Source organism: Psychrobacter sp. H27 (assembly GCF_059072655.1).
This window is the reverse complement of sequence record NZ_JCACRX010000001.1, coordinates 924,897-942,047: the sequence shown is the minus strand read 5'-3', so window position 1 is coordinate 942,047 and position 17,151 is coordinate 924,897. Positions and strand designations below refer to the sequence as shown.

Below are 17,151 nucleotides of genomic sequence, written 5' to 3'. Positions count from 1 at the left end.
CGATACTGTCCTCTACCAGTTTGTTTTGCAAGTGACTATTGGTAGGTATGGTATGGTCAAGATGGGCACTGTTATTGTTTGAAGTATCGGTCATCGTGTTTCCCTATCGTTTTTATTAGACTACATACAGCCTAATGTATTATAAGAGCTGATTGAACTCTAAATGATGTATTCTATGATACACCAAACCCTACTGGCTTATCGCTATTATGCACCTCATCGACGATCAGTAGTTCACGCTTACAAAACGGCTCAATAAAGTCGCTGACACTCTTAAGAGGTTTCATCGCCTTAAAGCCTGTATCAATAAAGTCATAAAGCGGTTGATAACCGTGACGATATGCTGTGGTCTTTGCTAAGCCAAACGCCTTTTTTAGCATGAATGAGTTTAAGTGTTTGTCCGTGCGATAGCATACCTCTTTTAGATTGGCAATCTGTACTCGGCGCTCTGCCTCTTCGTCCACAGCACGGTAAGCGGCCAGCATGTTGTCTTCGTTCACAGGCAAGTTTTGATCGAGCAGCCACTGTGCTAAGTGCAAGTCTAGCTCAATGGCCAAAATCGCGGCTTGGATGCCCATGCTACCAGCTTCTAACGCAGATTCTTTGGCAAGACGCTCTAGTTTTTTGGCTTTTGGCAATATACGTGCTAGCTGTTCAGCCAACACCTTGAATTCATCACCCCCATACAACTGGGTCAAAAAATAATCTGCCATTAGCTGGTTTTTTGGCTGCTCAAACAGTGCGCGATGAGTATGACGTATGCGTGCTTGCTGCCATGTTTGTACTTCTTTGAGCTTAATGCTCAGTTGCTCATCCTGATGATGAGGTAGTGCCCAAAAACGGTTCAAGTGCTGTTGTAGATCAGCTAAAGCGGCCATGGCAGTAAATCCTATAGAGGTAAATAATATTTTAAAAAGTAGGTATGTTGATTTGATGTAGTGAGTGTTTGAGCATCTATGTTAACAAGCACTAAAAATTGTGTTCACCTTAAAAGAAAATAAATAAGAATACAAATGCCAAACTGTTACATAGCACTATTATTTACTCGATTGGCGTGGTGCTATGATTAAGTGAGATAAAAATAGCCGAAAAGACAATTCAAAGAACGTTTTGCTAGCAATATCCGCTGTGTGCAGAAGCACTTAGCGGAAATCTTCTTAACGCATAGCTTTTTAATTAACAGCTTCTTCATGACAGGCTTCTTGGTCAAAGGTTTTGATATTATCTGACAATAAAATGACCGAGCAATAATAAAGATCAGCAAAAACATCATTTAATAAAGACAAAGTTACTAAGAATATAGCTACCAAAAATACAGTTACTATAAATAAAAGCGAGTCCAATCATGTCCCAAAAAAATGATACTACTGAACCTGCGGCACTACAAGCGGTGAGTGCACAATTTAGTGAGCAAGTCGTCGAGCAGCGCCTAACGCCCAATCCTTTGAGCCAGTTCTCTATGGATGAGGATGCGCTGAGACTGGCGCTAGTGACAGCGCAATATGCACTAAGAGCCACGCGTCAGCAAACCACCAACAAACCAACAGGACTATTGGTGCTTGTCAATGGGATGGAGCAGGCAGGTAAGGGCACATCAGTTAAGCAGCTCAGACAGTGGGTTGATCCAAGACTACTCAAGGTTGAAGCAACCATTGGTCAGGCATCACTAAGCTATCAGCCTATTTGGCAAGCCCATACGAGTGATATGCCGCGCCATGGTGATGTGATGGTGTATTTCGGTAATTGGTATGCTGACTTGCTATACAACATCATGCGATTGGCAGCATCAGATGATAAAAGTGACCAAGATCAGTCTACGAATGCTCAGTTAATGAATAATAGTATCGACACAGACGCACTACCTATTGCTCAGTGGCAAGACTATCTACAGCAACAATTAGAAGTGTTAAAAGCGTTTGAACAAGACCTTGTGGCCAATCATACCAGAGTATTGAAATGCTGGTTTCATGTTGACGCTGACACGCTGCAAAGTCGCTTGGAAGATGATGAAGCGGATCCGCAGTTTTTGTATCAAATAGACTGGAACAGCAAAAAAGTCATCGAAAAATTTAATGAGGTAGCAGCGACGCTACTCGAACAGCAAGGTGATTGGATTATTATCGATGGCGACGACAAGTCTGTAGCCGCTGATAACTTCTGTCATGAAGTCTTGCATGCCATGCAAGCCTCACTGGTAAGTAGTCGCAAAAGTGCACCCAAGGCTGAAAAATCTCAATCTAAGAAGAAAAAGTCTCAGTCAGATGCTGACAAAAAGCCCTTTAAGCCTGTCAAGATACCTAAGAAATTGACTGACATAGACGACTCAAAAATCAGTAAGTCTGACTACCGCGAAGCACTGGCAGAGAAGCAAGCGCGTCTTGCTGAGCTATTACGTGCGCGCAAAGGTCGCCATATCGTCTTTGCTTTTGAGGGCATGGATGCCGCTGGAAAAGGCGGTGCGATTAAGAGACTAGTGGCAGCGCTCGATCCACGTGAGTATCAAGTTTATAATATTGGCGCACCGATGTTATACGAGACCCAGCATCCTTACTTATGGCGGTTCTGGACCAGATTGCCTGCTGAGCAAACCAATCGTATCAGTCGTATCGCTATTTTTGATCGCACTTGGTATGGGCGCGTATTGGTTGAGCGTATTGAAGGGTTTGCAACCAATGACGAATGGCAGCGCGCGTATGATGAAATCAATCGCTTTGAGTCAGATTTGGCAGCTGCAGGAACGTTGGTTATAAAATACTGGTTGGCTATTGGCAAAAAAGAGCAGCTTGAACGTTTTGAGGATCGCCAAGACACACCGCACAAGCAATTTAAGCTGACTGATGATGACTGGCGCAACCGTGATAAGTGGTCTGATTATGTGCAGTCTGCCGCGGATATGCTGGCACGCACAGACACAAAAACAGCGCCATGGTGTGTTATTGCAACCAATGAAAAACGCCAAGCACGTTTGGATGTGTTAGATCATGCGATTGAGCAGCTATCAGCAGTAGCTGAATAAAAATAACTAATTTTTAATGATTAGGTTTCACTATTAGAGTTTTGATGTTTTGGTTTTCAGAACTTGGCTTCAATGCCTGCGCTTTAATGTCTGGACTTTAATAGTTAGGCCTGTGATGGTCATGATTTGAATAGTGATTTTTGACAATGGTTTATACTGACAGCTCGCTGTTGATAGCGCCTACAAGTTGCCTATTAATAGGCTAATGGAACAAAACATACTCAATTCAATCTGTCATCGAGAAAGAGTGACATCAAACGTACACATTCCCAGTTACAAATCTTGCAATATCATTATGCATTATGTGATTATATTTAATATAATAGGGGCAAAATTGCCTCTGTTATGTCATAAAGTCTCCTAGTAAACGAATATTTTATGATTAGGGCAGAGATTCAACCAATATTACTGCCGTACTAGAGATAAATAAAAACAGTACCACTATCAGAGTTGTAAGCCGCGAGATGCTGTAATCGAATGATTGAGCACTATACCTTGCGGCTTTGTGATATATGGAGTGATGTGTTTTGGTAGGGAGTATTTCTTGTTGACCTACTATTATCGACCTAAATCAGACGTGCAAAAGCAACGATAGATTTAGGATTACGGCAGCAATAGCATGTTAAAAGTTCATTATTTTAAGTTCACTGTTTAGAAAACACATTGCGCACATATCAAGCAGTCGAAATGCAGATTAGCATCATCTGCTTAAATGCTACGCAATGTCCTAATCGCATATAATTTCAATCAGCTTACGCAGGACGTATCAACGTATGGGTATTAGCAACAGTTCTACAGAGCCAACTCAACCAGTCGGCTCTATGAAAGTAAATCTATTTTTTGCCATTCTATTAATTGCGATGACCGTCTACTTTTTGTGGTGGGGTTTAGATTACACCATGCGTCAGCAAACGACGCTGTTCATTGTGGCAACCGCGTTTGGTGTCTTTATGGCATTCAACATCGGTGGTAACGATGTTGCCAACTCCTTCGGTACTTCGGTAGGGGCAGGAACGCTAACCATTCCCCAAGCGTTAGGGGTAGCCGCGATATTTGAGGTTTCTGGTGCAGTATTGGCAGGTGGTGAGGTTACCGATACCATTCGTAAAGGTATCGTTGACTTGGACGGTCTGACAGTCACACCCAACCAGTTTATTTATGTCATGCTCTCAGCATTGATCGCCGCTGCATTTTGGCTGCTATTTGCCACACGCAGGGGGCTACCAGTATCGACGACTCATTCTATTATTGGCGGTGTCATTGGTAGTTCTATCGTTCTAGGATTCGATTTGGGTGGTAGCGCTACTGCACTATCTACCGTAGATTGGGGTACGGTTGGTACCATCGCTATTTCTTGGGTTCTATCACCGCTGCTAGGTGGTGTATTAGCATATATCCTATATGGTCTCATTAAGAAAAATATCATTGCGTATAATGATCAAACAGAAGCCCATATCGGTGAGCTAAAAGCCAATAAAAAGGTACTAAAGCAAAATCATAAAGAGTTTTTGGATGGTTTGACAGAGTCAGAACAGCTGGCTTATACCTCAGCGATGCTACGTGATCAAGAAATCTATAAAGATGATGATTGTGTCGTCACAGACTTAGAAACTGATTACTACAAAGAGCTTTATGAAATCGAAAACGAGCGTAGTAATCTTGATACGCTAAAAGCGCTTAAGCAATGGGTACCTATTATTGCTGCATTGGGCGGCGCAGTCATGACTTCCTTGGTCGTGTTTAAAGGTCTTAAAAACGTTAATAGTAATCTGACCACGCTGCAGGGTTTCTTGATCATGGGTATGATCGCAGCCTTAGTTTGGCTAGCGACCTTTATCTACACCAAGAGTATTCGCGGTAAGCACAAAGAAGATCTGACCAAGGCTACTTTTATTATGTTCAGCTGGATGCAGGTATTTACTGCATCAGCCTTTGCCTTTAGTCATGGTTCAAACGATATCGCTAATGCGGTTGGTCCTTTTGCTGCCATCATGGATGTTATCCGTACCAATGAGATTGCCTCACAAGCAGCAGTACCGCCAGCTGTCATGCTGACTTTTGGTGTTGCGTTGATCGTAGGTCTTTGGTTCATCGGTAAAGAAGTGATTCAAACGGTTGGTACCAATCTAGCAAAAATGCATCCTGCGTCAGGATTCTCAGCAGAGCTTGCTGCTGCTGCGGTTGTTATGGGTGCATCAACCTTAGGTCTACCGGTATCTAGTACGCATACTTTGGTAGGTGCTGTACTTGGTATTGGTATCGTCAATAGAGACACTAATTGGGCGCTAATGAAGCCAATTGGTCTTGCATGGGTAATCACCTTGCCAGTTGCCGCTGGACTATCAGCGATCAGCTATGTTGTTTTGAAAAACATTTTTTAGTATGTGTCTCGTTGCGACATTTAGGTTGCGACTATGCTAAGAACAACAAAAAACGCTTATTAGCCTCATGCTAATAAGCGTTTTTTTGATCCACTCGCTAACGGTGTGTTTAGTCGGTACCAAACTGTTGACGCTTCTTTGCAAAAAACCTATCCAGTCTATCCATCGCGTTTTCTAAGTCGTGCAGATTAGGTAAAAAGACCAAGCGGAAATGATCTGGTTTGTCCCAATTAAATCCTGTTCCTTGCACCATCAATACGTTTTCTTCGACCAGTAAGTCCATCATAAAGTTCATGTCGTCGTCGATAGGGTAGACTTCTGGATCCATTTTTGGAAAACAATAAAATGCGCCTTGGGGCATGGTGCAAGAAATGCCTTTAATTGCGTTAAGACGTGAGACTGCCATTTCGCGCTGCTTATATAGGCGACCTTTTTCCGAGGTTAGCTCTTGCATACTTTGGTGACCACCCATAGCGGTTTGAATAGCGTATTGTCCCTGAACATTAGAACAAAGGCGCATAGAGGCTAACATATCCAAGCCTTCAATAAAGTCAGTAGCGTGCTGCTTGCGACCAGATACCATCATCCAGCCTGAGCGAAACCCTGCAATACGGTGTGATTTTGACAAGCCATTGTATGAGAGCACCAGTACTTCGTCAGTTAAGGTGCTCATAGGGGTGTGCACGTGATCATCATAAAGAATACGATCATAAATCTCATCTGCCATGATGATCAAATTGTACTCTTTGGCAACCTCAATAATCTGTTTTAGTAGCTCATCGCTATACAGGGAACCTGTTGGGTTGTTGGGGTTGATAACCACGATGCCTTTTGTCTTGGTGGTAATTTTAGATTTGATATCTTCAATATCAGGGTGCCAGTTGTCTTCTTCGTTACAGCGATAGTGTACAGCGGTGCCACCAGCGAGGTTAGCAGCCGCTGTCCAAAGCGGATAGTCTGGCATCGGAATCAGTACCTCATCGCCATCATTCATCAGTGCCTGCATAGTCATCACAATCAGCTCAGAGACCCCATTACCTAGATAAACGTCACGCACATCTACCGCTGACAGCAGCCCTTTAGACTGGTAGTACTGCAAGATCGCTTTGCGCGCTGAAAAAATGCCTTGCGAGTCTGAGTAGCCAGTAGCTTCAGATAGGTTCATGGCGACATCACGCAAAATTTCATGAGGCGCTTCTAAACCAAACGGTGCTGGATTGCCAACATTAAGCTTCAATATGCGCTTGCCCTCAGCCTCCATTTTATTGGCAGTCTGTAATAGTGGGCCACGAATGTCGTAGCAGACGTTCTGCAGTTTGTCAGATTTTTTGATGGTATTCATAGCGTGACCGTTTGTCGAATGAGTGTATGTGTGTTTGACAGTATTAGAAGACATAGCAGGTTGAATAGTGTCTGTTTTGGTATTTATTTGATTATGTGACGTCGCATTTATGTCAGTAGCTATTTCAGTAGCTATGTCGGCATCTGTATCTTGCGTAATCTGTTTTGTAGGTACAGTTAATTCATTGTTGTCAGTGCCTTCGCCCTTTAGCTCTCCGCGTAGCAGGTAGCCTTCGCTACACCCCAAAATACGGGCGAGTGTGGGCAGCTTTGATGAGACGATGCCATTGGTGCCACGTTCCCAGTTTGAGATAGCGCCGCGACTGACCTTGGCACCAGCAGCTGTCATGGCTTGTGCCAATTGTTCAGCGGTGAATCCTTTGTCATGTCGTAACTGGACCAACCGTTCTGCTTGCGTGCTTTTATTCTTATCATCAGACATTGTTATTGGAACCTTTATTGATTAGTAAACTTATAACCTGAGATACGTGTTTTTACTTAACACTAATGCAAGATATTATTGCATTCAAAAGTGTTTTGCAAATAGTTTTAAACAAATAATCTTATATGCAAGTTATACTTGCATTAGCTATAAACAACTCTTCAATTAGGAATGTTTGTATATCAATAATAGGCGTTAGACGTATCAAAATTACATCTTTACCCATTATTATGTAGAGGTAATTTGCTATATTTTACTTAATCAATCTCATTAGCAATGCTACTTATCCAATAATATTAGCAGCACTCCCTTTGTTTATACCTTGAATAGTGAGGCAATAACCAACAGATAGGGCACATCGTTTTCATAATTATATGGCGATAAAACAGTTATCGAGATTAGACAATAAATACTCGAATAAGGATAAATTATGCAAGATAATCAATTAAGCAAAGAAGAGATCAGCCAATTGACTGAAGCTGACTGGAAAGAGCGTCTAAGTGCTGATGAATACCACGTGATGCGTGAGAAAGGTACGGAGCGTCCATTCACAGGTGTGTACAACGATGCAACTGATGATGGCGTCTATCGCTGTAAGGGCTGCGGTGCTAGCTTGTTTGATTCGAGCAGAAAGTTTGATGCTAGCTGCGGTTGGCCAAGTTTTGATCAAGGTATCGACAACAGCGCGATTGACGAGCACGTTGACAACTCGCTTGGCATGACTCGCACAGAAGTCACCTGTAGCAACTGCGGTGCCCATTTGGGTCACGTATTCCCAGATGGACCTACTGAGACGACAGGTATGCGCTACTGCATCAACTCAGTATCTATTGATTTAGATAAGTCTGAGAAGTAGGGTTTTATTATTAGCAGTGTGAGAGGGAAGTACAGAGTGCTTCCTTTTCAATATTTTCTACTGTTCATATCATTAAGAAGATAAAGCTTTTGAACCAACACCAAAAATAACCAAACCTCGATTTAAGGATGAATAATGAGTACTATTTATGATTTTACCGCTGAGCGTATGGACGGTAGTTCGCAAGCATTCTCTGATTATAAAGACAACGTATTGCTAATCGTCAATACGGCAAGCAAATGTGGTTTTACGCCGCAGTTCGAAGGGTTGGAATCGTTATATCAACAGTACAAAGATCAAGGGCTGGTAGTTGTCGGCTTTCCTTGTAATCAATTTGGTAGCCAAGACCCAGGCAGTAATGACGAGATTGGCGCGTTTTGCCAAAAGAACTATGGTGTCAGTTTTCCTATGATGGCAAAAACCGATGTCAACGGATCAGATGCTCATCCTATCTACGAATGGCTCAAGGATCAGAAAGGTGGTGTGCTGACCGACGGTATCAAATGGAACTTCACGAAGTTTTTGGTCGATAGTAAAGGACAGGTTATTGACCGCTATGCTCCAACAACTAAGCCAGAAGCAATCAAAAGTGATATTGAGCAGGCACTAGCGAATAAATAAATGGCATCTACCAAAAACTTTGATTTTTTGGAAAAATATAAAATCAACAAAAACATATGCTTGCTAAATATTTGGATAAAAACGTCAAAAATATCTCAAAAAGTAGAAAATAGCGTTTGACAGCCATGTGTAAATCTATATAATACACACCCACAGCAGCAGAGCTTAGTGACAAACTTAGGGCTCAGTTGATGTTGAATAAATTGCATCGCAATTGTTCGAAGGGTGATTAGCTCAGTTGGTAGAGCGTCTGCCTTACACGCAGAATGTCGGCGGTTCGAATCCGTCATCACCCACCACTTCTTAGCAAGTGGGCTCCTTAAATAAGAGCAAGAAGCTAAGACGACCTAAGCAGCGGTAGTTCAGTTGGTTAGAATACCGGCCTGTCACGCCGGGGGTCGCGGGTTCGAGTCCCGTCCGCTGCGCCATATTTAAAACGAATTTAGACTTTCGAGTTTAAGCAAGTTTCGCCTCAAACATTAGGTTGTTTGGGGTTTTTTTGTGCCTGTGTTTTTATCTATGTTTTATGAGTTATAAGTCAGATAAGAAAATATAGTAAGAGTTATAATCTAGAATTATAATTTATATGTAGTTAAGTCATATCAATTAAAGGTCAGCTAGAGCGTGAACCCTTCTTTTACATCAGTCTTGTATTGAATAAAAGAAGGGTCATCATATTTATTTTAGATACAGCGTTTTAAAGGAGCTTTGCTTAAAGTGTATTATCTATAATTTATGACACGTTTGGCTCATTATAGGCTCTAGCTACAGATAGAGGGTTAGTCACGCGTTGCTTGCCATGCGCCCATTGATCCTAGATAGATATCAATATGCTCAAAACCTCGACTAGCAAGCCATCCTGCTGCTATCGTTGCTCGAGCTCCGCTGGCACACATCAAGGTATAGTGGCGACTCTGGTCGAGCTCACGCCAACGCTTGTTCAGATGACCAACATAGATATGCTGTGAGCCTTCAATCGCACTATCGTTTCTCTCGTCGATATCACGTACATCTAGCAAAGTCCAGTTCTGAGCATTGTCCAGACGATTTTTTACTTCAGAGGTGTCAATCATAGGGGTTCGCTGCATCCGCGCGCCTTGGGCAGCAGCAGGAACGACACCCACATAGCCCCCGACAATATTATCAAAAGCAATGCGTACCAGATGCTCCATTGCAGTCGCTAGTTGCTCTTCATCAGAAGCAATCAGTGCCAAGCTTTGTCCTTCCTCAATAAACCACCCAGCAAATGCAGGTAGCATATTGACAGGTAAGCTCATCGATTCAGGCAGGTGTCCGGATGCATAGGCCATTGGCTCACGAATATCGATGAGATGATCGGCACCGCAGTCATGCAGCTGCTTGAGCGAGAGGCTACGAGGACGCATAACAGTAGGAGGTGCTTCACCGCCCTCCATGTTGAGACGCTCCATCAACCTAAAGTAGGGCGGTTGATAATGGTTTTCGTTAGTCTTAAAGTCAATAAATGCCTCACGATCAGTAATCTGCAAACGCGGGTTATTCATTCGTTCATGACCAACAGTAGAAAACTCACGCTCCGCCATACCTGAGCCACATACTGAACCAGCACCGTGAGCGGGATATATAATGGCCTGATCTCCAAGTGCTAGAATGTCTTGTAACGAGTCATAAAGTAGACCTGCCACTTCCCTGCGACGATCAGGATAGAAATCGGTACGGCCCACATCACCGACGAATAGTGCATCGCCTGTAAAGACGCCGACGGCTTTGTCTGGATATGCGGTATCAAACAGTGCATAAGCCAGATGATCATCGGTATGGCCAGGAGTCTCCAGAGCATGGATTTCAAGTTGACCGATGATGAAGCAATCACCATTACGTGCTGTCTGAGCGTAGACAATAGGTTGTTCTGGGTTTGGTCCGTGCAAGACGATAGCCCCTGTCAAGGCTGCTAAAATAGGGGCGCCAGAGACCAAATCCTCATTACGATGCGTCTCAAAAATATGTGTGATTTCAAGCCCTGCTGCACGCGCTTTTTCTACATATATCGCGCAGTCACGACGCGGATCAATCACCGCTGCCTTACCACCAGAGCCTACCAAATAGGATAGGTGAGACAGTCCAGGTGTTTTAATTTTTTCTAATAGCATGGTCTTTTCCTTATTATAATTATGTCAAATGAGATTTTTGCCAGTAGCATCTTACTAGTTACATTGATTTGTCTGATTGAATTCTTACTCACTGAGATTTTCTTAATATCTATCAATATACAATAACATATATTAACTTTATATTTATATAGGTATTCATCCAATAAACAGCGATTTTTTGGATCGATATTTAGCGTCTCATGTATGCTGTTTTCAGGTTTAAAAATTCTATAAATGTAATAAAGTTATTGAACGTTAGTTAGTGAAGTTAAAAACAGACGTCTTATTTAGTAGGTTTTTTACAGTAGCTTGTTGACAGAGATGCTGGCCAATTGATATATCTATGACTCAAATACATGCAAGTAAAGGATAAATTTTGAGTGACCACAAGGCATTAGATGTTGATGTTGGGCAAGAGCATATTGTCATACAGCGACGATATGACGCTTTGGGTGCAGTGAATGATTTACTCATTGCTGTTTGGTTTTTGATTGGTAGCTTTTTCTTTTTGAAAGAATCGTTGACGACGGACGGTACATGGCTATTCATCCTTGGCAGCGCACAACTACTTATCAAACCGCTAATTAAGCTAATTAGCTTGATTCATGTTGGTAGGGTATTTAAACGCGCAAAAAAATAATAAGTTGCCAAGGTAGGTAATACTATATCAAGCCGTAGCATCAAATTATTTCCTATCCAGTCTTACTTCTGAAACTGATAATTGCTAATGCTTGTGGTGCATTACTAAGGTGCGTTGGTTTGATTTATCATGCCATGATGAATAATGCCTGATACCTCTAAGAAATGAAAACCTCGTTCAAAAAACATTGAACTATTTTTAATATGTCTGTATTATTGGACATATGGAAATAACTAATGCTATTGCAAGCTTTGCTGCGCTCTCTCAAGATACTCGATTAAAGGCTTTTAAGCTGCTGGTCAGCCACGAGCCTGAAGGTCTCCCTGCGGGCGAAATAGCCCGTCAGCTTGGTGTGCCGCACAATACGATGTCAGCTCATCTAGCGGTGCTAGCACGAGCAGGCTGGGTAGTCTCTCAACGACACAGTCGGCAAATCATTTATCGAGCATCACTCTCCCATATGGACAGCGTCATTCAATTCTTACTCCAAGACTGCTGTGCAGGGCATCCAGAGCTGTGCGCCTCACTTATGGATAGTTTGAGTGGCTGCCGAATGGATGCGTCTGCCGAACAAAGCCATCATTAAACCTATTATCCATTCAATAACGGCACTCACTTAAACGCCTTTCACTTAAAAGACACACACTTAATAGGTAATATCACTATGAAGCCATTGATTTTTCATAACCCTAATTGCGGTACCTCTCGTAATACCCTCGCTATTATTAAGGCATCAGGCGAAACGCCAGAAGTAGTGGAGTATCTAAAAAATACACCGACGCGCGATCGTTTGGTTGAGCTATTAGCGCAAATGCAAATCTCTCCGAGAGAACTATTAAGAAGCAAAGAAGCTATCAATGATGAGCTAGGGCTAGATAATCCTGAACTCTCTGACGATCACATTATCGATGCGATGATCGCGCATCCTATCTTAATCAACCGTCCTATCGTAGTAACCGAAAAGGGCGCAGCTTTATGTCGTCCTTCAGAGCGAGTTTTTGAGCTGTTAGATAACCCAATAAGCAGCTTTACCAAAGAAGATGGCGAGGTTGTCTCTCATGGTAAACGCTAAGGCTACGCAGCCATCTATGACGACCTCTAATATTGATGACTTGCCCAATATTGATATCGATAATCTACAGCCTATCGATATTAAGTCTCTTATTGCACCAAATGATTCACGTCACCCACCCAAAATACTGGTGTTGTACGGCTCTGTCCGCGCGCGCTCATTCTCTAGATTAGCTGCTGAAGAGTCGAGCCGGTTGCTACGTTGGTATGGTTGTGAAGTGCAGATGTTTGACCCATCTGGTTTGCCGTTGCCTGACGATGTAGATTCGGACCACCCAAAAGTGCAAGAATTGCGGGAGCTGGCACAGTGGTCTGAAGGCATGCTGTGGGTGAGTCCAGAGCGCCATGGCAGTATCACTAGTATCATGAAAGCACAAATCGACTGGATACCATTGTCACTAGGTGGCGTGCGACCCACTCAGGGTAAAACACTAGCGCTGATGCAAGTCAGTGGTGGTAGTCAGAGCTTTAATACGGTCAATCAAATGCGTATTCTCGGACGCTGGATGCGGATGATTACTATCCCTAATCAATCTTCGATCCCTAAAGCGTTCTTAGAGTTCAACGATGACAATCGTATGGATATGTCGCCTTTATACCTGCGTCTGGTTGACGTCTGTGAAGAGCTGGTGAAATTTACTTGGCTCACACGCGGACGCTCAGCATACCTTACCGATCGCTATTCAGAACGCGTTGAAAGTGCTGAGCAAGTATCAAATCGCGTTAATCAAAAATCGATCTAGTCTTTTATAAAAAATCGGCTGAACAAAGTCAGCTTAAGTAAGGTTGCATCATGCTTGCATTTGCTATTTTTGTGGTTACTTTAGTATTGGTTATATGGCAGCCTAAAGGATTGGGTATCGGCTGGAGCGCTATGGGTGGCGCGCTTGTCGCGTTGGTGTTCGGTGTGGTGCAGCTATCAGATGTCGGTATTGTTTGGGATATTGTTTGGGATGCAACCTTTACTTTTGTGGCGCTGATTATCATCTCGCTTATCCTAGATCGGGCAGGGTTTTTTGGCTGGGCGGCACTACATGTGGCAAGGCTAGGTAATGGTCAAGGGCGCTTGCTATTTCCGATGATTGTCGTGCTTGGCGCCTTTATTTCTGCATTTTTTGCCAATGACGGGGCAGCGCTATTACTAACACCCATTGTGATTGCTATCTTGCTGCGTTTGAATTTTTCGCCGCCGTCAGCTTTGGCATTTATCATCGCAACAGGCTTTATCGCTGATACGGCAAGTCTGCCCTTGGTTACGTCAAACTTGGTTAATATCGTCAGTGCCAATTATTTCGATATTGGGTTTGGTCGTTATGCGGCGGTCATGGTACCCGTCAATATCGTGTCTGTATTGGCGACACTACTGGTACTATGGGTTGTTTACGCGCGTCATATCCCTAAGCGCTATCCAGTTGATAACTTAAGTGCTCCAGAGTCTGCTATTACAGATCCATTGGTGTTTCGGGCTGCATTTCCGTTATTGAGCTTGCTGCTTCTTGCCTATTTTGCGACTGAACCGTTAGGGCTGCCGATTTCACTTGTCACTGGTGCGGCCGCCCTTGTTTTGATGGCCATTGCTGGTCGCTTGTGGCAAGGCGGGCGCAGTGCAGTCGTTTCTGTGAGTGAGGTGTTACGTAATGCACCTTGGCAAATCGTGTTATTCTCCATTGGTATGTATTTGGTGGTTTATGGTTTAGGTAATGCAGGTCTCACTGCATATGGCGCACAAATCCTTAATTGGTTGGGAGAGCAGGGCGCAGTCATTGCCACAGTAGGAACTGGGTTTTTATCTGCTATTATCGCGTCTATCATGAATAATATGCCAGCGACTTTGGTCGGCGCGCTAGCGATTGATCAGGCTCAAGTGCCCGCAGCGACGCGAGAGCTGATGATTTATGCCAATGTGATCGGCAATGATTTGGGCCCCAAGTTTACACCGATTGGTAGTCTTGCCACTTTATTATGGTTGCATGTACTGGCAGAAAAAGACTATAAAATCAGCTGGGGACAGTATATAAAAATAGGCTTGTTGATTACGCCTCCTGTGCTACTCGTAACATTGTTAGCTTTGGTTGTTTGGTTGCCTATGCTGTCAAGCTAATCAAAGCATTAGCAAGCCCGCTTTACTAGAACGCCAATTTGATAAATGTATCGATGATCAGCTTTGTTTGGGCATGATAAGGTCTCCATGCAATCCGTGTTTTACCTAAAATGAGGGTATAAAATGACAATGCTTACTGTGAACACCATCCTCAAACCTCGTCAGTATTTGCTAATGCCAATCCGCGGGGCAGCTGTATTGGTTACTGCGCTTCTATTGTCGGCATGCGCACAGTCTGATAATACTGATGAGGTAAGTGTCAATACCAGTAAAGATGCAAACGTTGAAGCGGTAGTAGAGTCTACAGCAGCGACACAAGCAAGCCAGACTGGTATTTTGAAGAATGTATCTGCAACCGTCTACAAAGATGCCAACTGTGGTTGCTGTAAAGAGTGGATAGATCATGCACAGACGCACGGGCTAGTCTCGACAGCCCAGCACCCAGCTGATTTGTCATTGATTAAAGACCGCTATAGCGTTCCTAATGAGATGCGTTCTTGTCACACGGCAGTGACGACCGATGGCTACATCTTTGAAGGTCATGTCCCGGCGAAGTATGTGGCAGAGTTTTTACAGAACCCACCAGAGCAAGCTATTGGGCTCGCTGTACCTGGTATGCCAGTCGGTAGCCCAGGTATGGAGTATCAAGACCAGTTCTCGCCTTATCAAATTATGCAAATGAATAAGGACGGTATAAATCAAGTATATGCAGATATTGAGTCCATCGCTCAGCAGCTATAATTTGCCGATGATATTATTGAGACACAAAAATGTGAGCTAAAAGAAATGCAGACGCTTATCGAAACGTTGGAATAAGTGTAGCGCTAAATTATTCTAAATAATAAGCATAAAAAAACCCCCATCAAACTGATGGGGGTTTTGGCAAATGCCATAATTGAATCTATAGTGACTCAAAAGGTTTACTACTAAAATGTGGCTCTCCAACCTGGGCTCGAACCAGGGACACACGGATTAACAGTCCGTTGCTCTACCAACTGAGCTATTGGAGAATAGGTTGTAAGTATTTGAACGCTTACAACGAGCCTTAGAAGCCTCTAACGAGTTCTTGCTAAGTGGGGCGTATTCTAGCAAAGATAAAAAATACGTCAAGCGTTTTTTTGCATAATTAGTAAAAATTATCATTTTAATAGCTTGAGAGAAGGTTTTTGGCAAAAACTAACCAAAGACTACCTAAAAAAGACGCCACATAGAGAATATGTGGCGTCTTTATTTATCAAGATACGAGATCTACTAGAATACTGGCAACACTAATTGGCGTTGATTTAGTTACTCGGCAACGTCTAAATCAGCAACGGCTTTTTCGATACGTGACAAGGCATCTTTTAAAGTAGCCTCGTCAGTCGCGTAAGAGATACGCATATAGCCACCAAGACCGAAAGCATCACCAGGTACGACTGCCACACCAACTTTATCTAATAACCAAGCTGAAAACTCAGTACAAGAAGACAAACCAGCCGCTTTGATGAGCGGCACAATGTTTGGATACACATAAAATGCGCCATCAGGACGCAGGCAAGTAATACCTTTGATAGCATTTAGACCATCTACAACCAAGTCACAACGCTTCTCAAACGCCTCAATCATTGGCTTAAGCACACTTTGATCACCGTTGATCGCTGCGGTTGCAGCAACCTGGCTGATAGACGTTGGGCATGAAGTAGACTGTGACTGTACTTTTTTCATCGCACCGATGAGTTTGGCAGGGCCGCCAGCATAACCAATACGCCAGCCGGTCATGGCATAGGCCTTAGACACACCATTCAAGATAATGGCACGGTCTTTTAGCTCAGGCGCTGCATTTAAAATATTGTAGAACTTATCACCTGTCCAGCGGATGTGCTCATACATATCATCAGACGCCACATAGACGTGTGGGTACTTTTTCAATACTTCAGCAATGGCTTTTAGCTCATCTAGCGTATAGATCATACCCGTTGGGTTAGAAGGGCTGTTCAGTACCAGCATTTTGGTTTTGTCAGTGATGGCACCTTCTAGCTGTTCAGGGGTGATTTTAAAGTCTTGTTCAGCTGGGCACTTAACGATGACTGGTACGCCTTCTGCGATGATAACCATGTCAGGATAGCTGACCCAGTATGGTGCTGGGATGATGACTTCGTCGCCAGGGTTGATAAAGGCTTGGGCAAGGTTGAAGAATGACTGCTTACCACCGACCGATACTAGGATCTCGTTTGGCTCGTAGCTGATATCGTTGTCACGCTTGAATTTTTCTATGATAGCGGCTTTTAGCTCTGGCGTACCATCGACAGCAGTATACTTGGTGAAGCCGTCATTGATTGCATCGATTGCTGCTTTTTTGATGTGATCAGGGGTATCAAAATCAGGTTCGCCAGCGCCCAAACCGATAATATCTTTACCAGCTGCTTTTAGTTCTTTGGCTTTGTTAGTAATCGCTAGCGTAGGAGAAGGTTTAATGCTATTGACGCGGTCAGACAGTTGCAACTCGCTCATGAGAGATCCTTTTTTATATGGGAGTGGGATTGGAGAAAATCTGATATGAATGATTTAATGTTT

The 17,151-nt window shown here is 43.3% G+C and carries 14 protein-coding genes and 3 tRNA genes; 12 read left to right on the top strand and 5 right to left on the bottom strand.

Annotation, left to right across the window (positions count from 1 at the left end; translation table 11 throughout):
• Positions 1 to 173 precede the first annotated feature (173 nt).
• Complete coding sequence (locus AC5JPY_RS03700; protein WP_443526136.1) at positions 174 to 878, bottom strand: FFLEELY motif protein; 705 nt, start codon at positions 876 to 878, stop codon at positions 174 to 176.
• A 467-nt stretch (positions 879 to 1,345) separates the two neighbouring features.
• Here AC5JPY_RS03700 and AC5JPY_RS03695 point away from each other — a divergent pair, with 467 nt between their 5' ends.
• Entirely contained in the window at positions 1,346 to 3,016 is a 1,671-nt protein-coding gene (locus tag AC5JPY_RS03695) for an ATPase (protein WP_443526138.1), read from the top strand.
• Between the two features lie 773 nt (positions 3,017 to 3,789).
• On the top strand, positions 3,790 to 5,397 hold the full coding sequence (locus tag AC5JPY_RS03690) for an inorganic phosphate transporter (protein ID WP_443526140.1): 1,608 nt from the start codon (positions 3,790 to 3,792) through the stop codon (positions 5,395 to 5,397).
• Positions 5,398 to 5,506: 109 nt separating this feature from the next.
• Here the strand turns inward: AC5JPY_RS03690 and AC5JPY_RS03685 are convergent, their stop codons facing one another.
• Complete coding sequence (locus tag AC5JPY_RS03685) at positions 5,507 to 6,793, bottom strand: aminotransferase class I/II-fold pyridoxal phosphate-dependent enzyme (protein ID WP_443526402.1); 1,287 nt, start codon at positions 6,791 to 6,793, stop codon at positions 5,507 to 5,509.
• An 817-nt stretch (positions 6,794 to 7,610) separates the two neighbouring features.
• Here AC5JPY_RS03685 and msrB point away from each other — a divergent pair.
• The 4 genes from msrB (at position 7,611) to AC5JPY_RS03665 (ending at position 9,085) form a co-directional block, all read left to right on the top strand.
• The gene (gene msrB / locus AC5JPY_RS03680; protein WP_443526141.1) at positions 7,611 to 8,036 is read left to right on the top strand and encodes a peptide-methionine (R)-S-oxide reductase MsrB; all 426 of its coding nucleotides are present in this window, start codon (positions 7,611 to 7,613) and stop codon (positions 8,034 to 8,036) included.
• Between the two features lie 135 nt (positions 8,037 to 8,171).
• Positions 8,172 to 8,657 (top strand): glutathione peroxidase, encoded by a 486-nt coding sequence (locus AC5JPY_RS03675; RefSeq protein WP_443526142.1) that lies wholly within the window; start codon positions 8,172 to 8,174, stop codon positions 8,655 to 8,657.
• Positions 8,658 to 8,880: 223 nt separating this feature from the next.
• Positions 8,881 to 8,956 (top strand) — tRNA-Val (locus AC5JPY_RS03670).
• A gap of 52 nt (positions 8,957 to 9,008) precedes the next feature.
• A tRNA-Asp gene (locus AC5JPY_RS03665) sits at positions 9,009 to 9,085 on the top strand.
• 351 nt (positions 9,086 to 9,436) lie between these two features.
• Here the strand turns inward: AC5JPY_RS03665 and AC5JPY_RS03660 are convergent.
• Positions 9,437 to 10,786, bottom strand: a complete 1,350-nt coding sequence (locus AC5JPY_RS03660; RefSeq protein WP_319050606.1) for an MBL fold metallo-hydrolase — start codon at positions 10,784 to 10,786, stop codon at positions 9,437 to 9,439.
• A 376-nt stretch (positions 10,787 to 11,162) separates the two neighbouring features.
• Here AC5JPY_RS03660 and AC5JPY_RS03655 point away from each other — a divergent pair, with 376 nt between their 5' ends.
• From AC5JPY_RS03655 to AC5JPY_RS03630, 6 genes are all read left to right on the top strand, one after another.
• Complete coding sequence (locus tag AC5JPY_RS03655) at positions 11,163 to 11,426, top strand: YrhK family protein (protein WP_319050605.1); 264 nt, start codon at positions 11,163 to 11,165, stop codon at positions 11,424 to 11,426.
• A gap of 223 nt (positions 11,427 to 11,649) precedes the next feature.
• On the top strand, positions 11,650 to 12,012 hold the full coding sequence (locus tag AC5JPY_RS03650; protein WP_319050604.1) for an ArsR/SmtB family transcription factor: 363 nt from the start codon (positions 11,650 to 11,652) through the stop codon (positions 12,010 to 12,012).
• Positions 12,013 to 12,090: 78 nt separating this feature from the next.
• Complete coding sequence (arsC, locus tag AC5JPY_RS03645) at positions 12,091 to 12,498, top strand: arsenate reductase (glutaredoxin) (protein ID WP_319050603.1); 408 nt, start codon at positions 12,091 to 12,093, stop codon at positions 12,496 to 12,498.
• Positions 12,485 to 13,240, top strand: a complete 756-nt coding sequence (gene arsH, locus AC5JPY_RS03640) for an arsenical resistance protein ArsH (protein ID WP_443526143.1) — start codon at positions 12,485 to 12,487, stop codon at positions 13,238 to 13,240. The genes arsC and arsH overlap by 14 nt, the downstream gene beginning before the upstream one ends.
• Before the next feature lie 50 nt (positions 13,241 to 13,290).
• Positions 13,291 to 14,598 (top strand): arsenic transporter, encoded by a 1,308-nt coding sequence (locus tag AC5JPY_RS03635; protein ID WP_442967644.1) that lies wholly within the window; start codon positions 13,291 to 13,293, stop codon positions 14,596 to 14,598.
• Between the two features lie 174 nt (positions 14,599 to 14,772).
• The gene (locus AC5JPY_RS03630) at positions 14,773 to 15,339 is read left to right on the top strand and encodes a DUF411 domain-containing protein (RefSeq protein WP_319050668.1); all 567 of its coding nucleotides are present in this window, start codon (positions 14,773 to 14,775) and stop codon (positions 15,337 to 15,339) included.
• Between the two features lie 193 nt (positions 15,340 to 15,532).
• Here the strand turns inward: AC5JPY_RS03630 and AC5JPY_RS03625 are convergent.
• Positions 15,533 to 15,608 (bottom strand) — tRNA-Asn (locus AC5JPY_RS03625).
• Between the two features lie 277 nt (positions 15,609 to 15,885).
• Positions 15,886 to 17,088 carry a pyridoxal phosphate-dependent aminotransferase gene (locus AC5JPY_RS03620; RefSeq protein WP_493852142.1) on the bottom strand — a complete coding sequence of 401 codons (1,203 nt, stop codon included), beginning with the start codon at positions 17,086 to 17,088 and terminating at the stop codon, positions 15,886 to 15,888.
• Positions 17,089 to 17,151 lie beyond the last annotated feature (63 nt).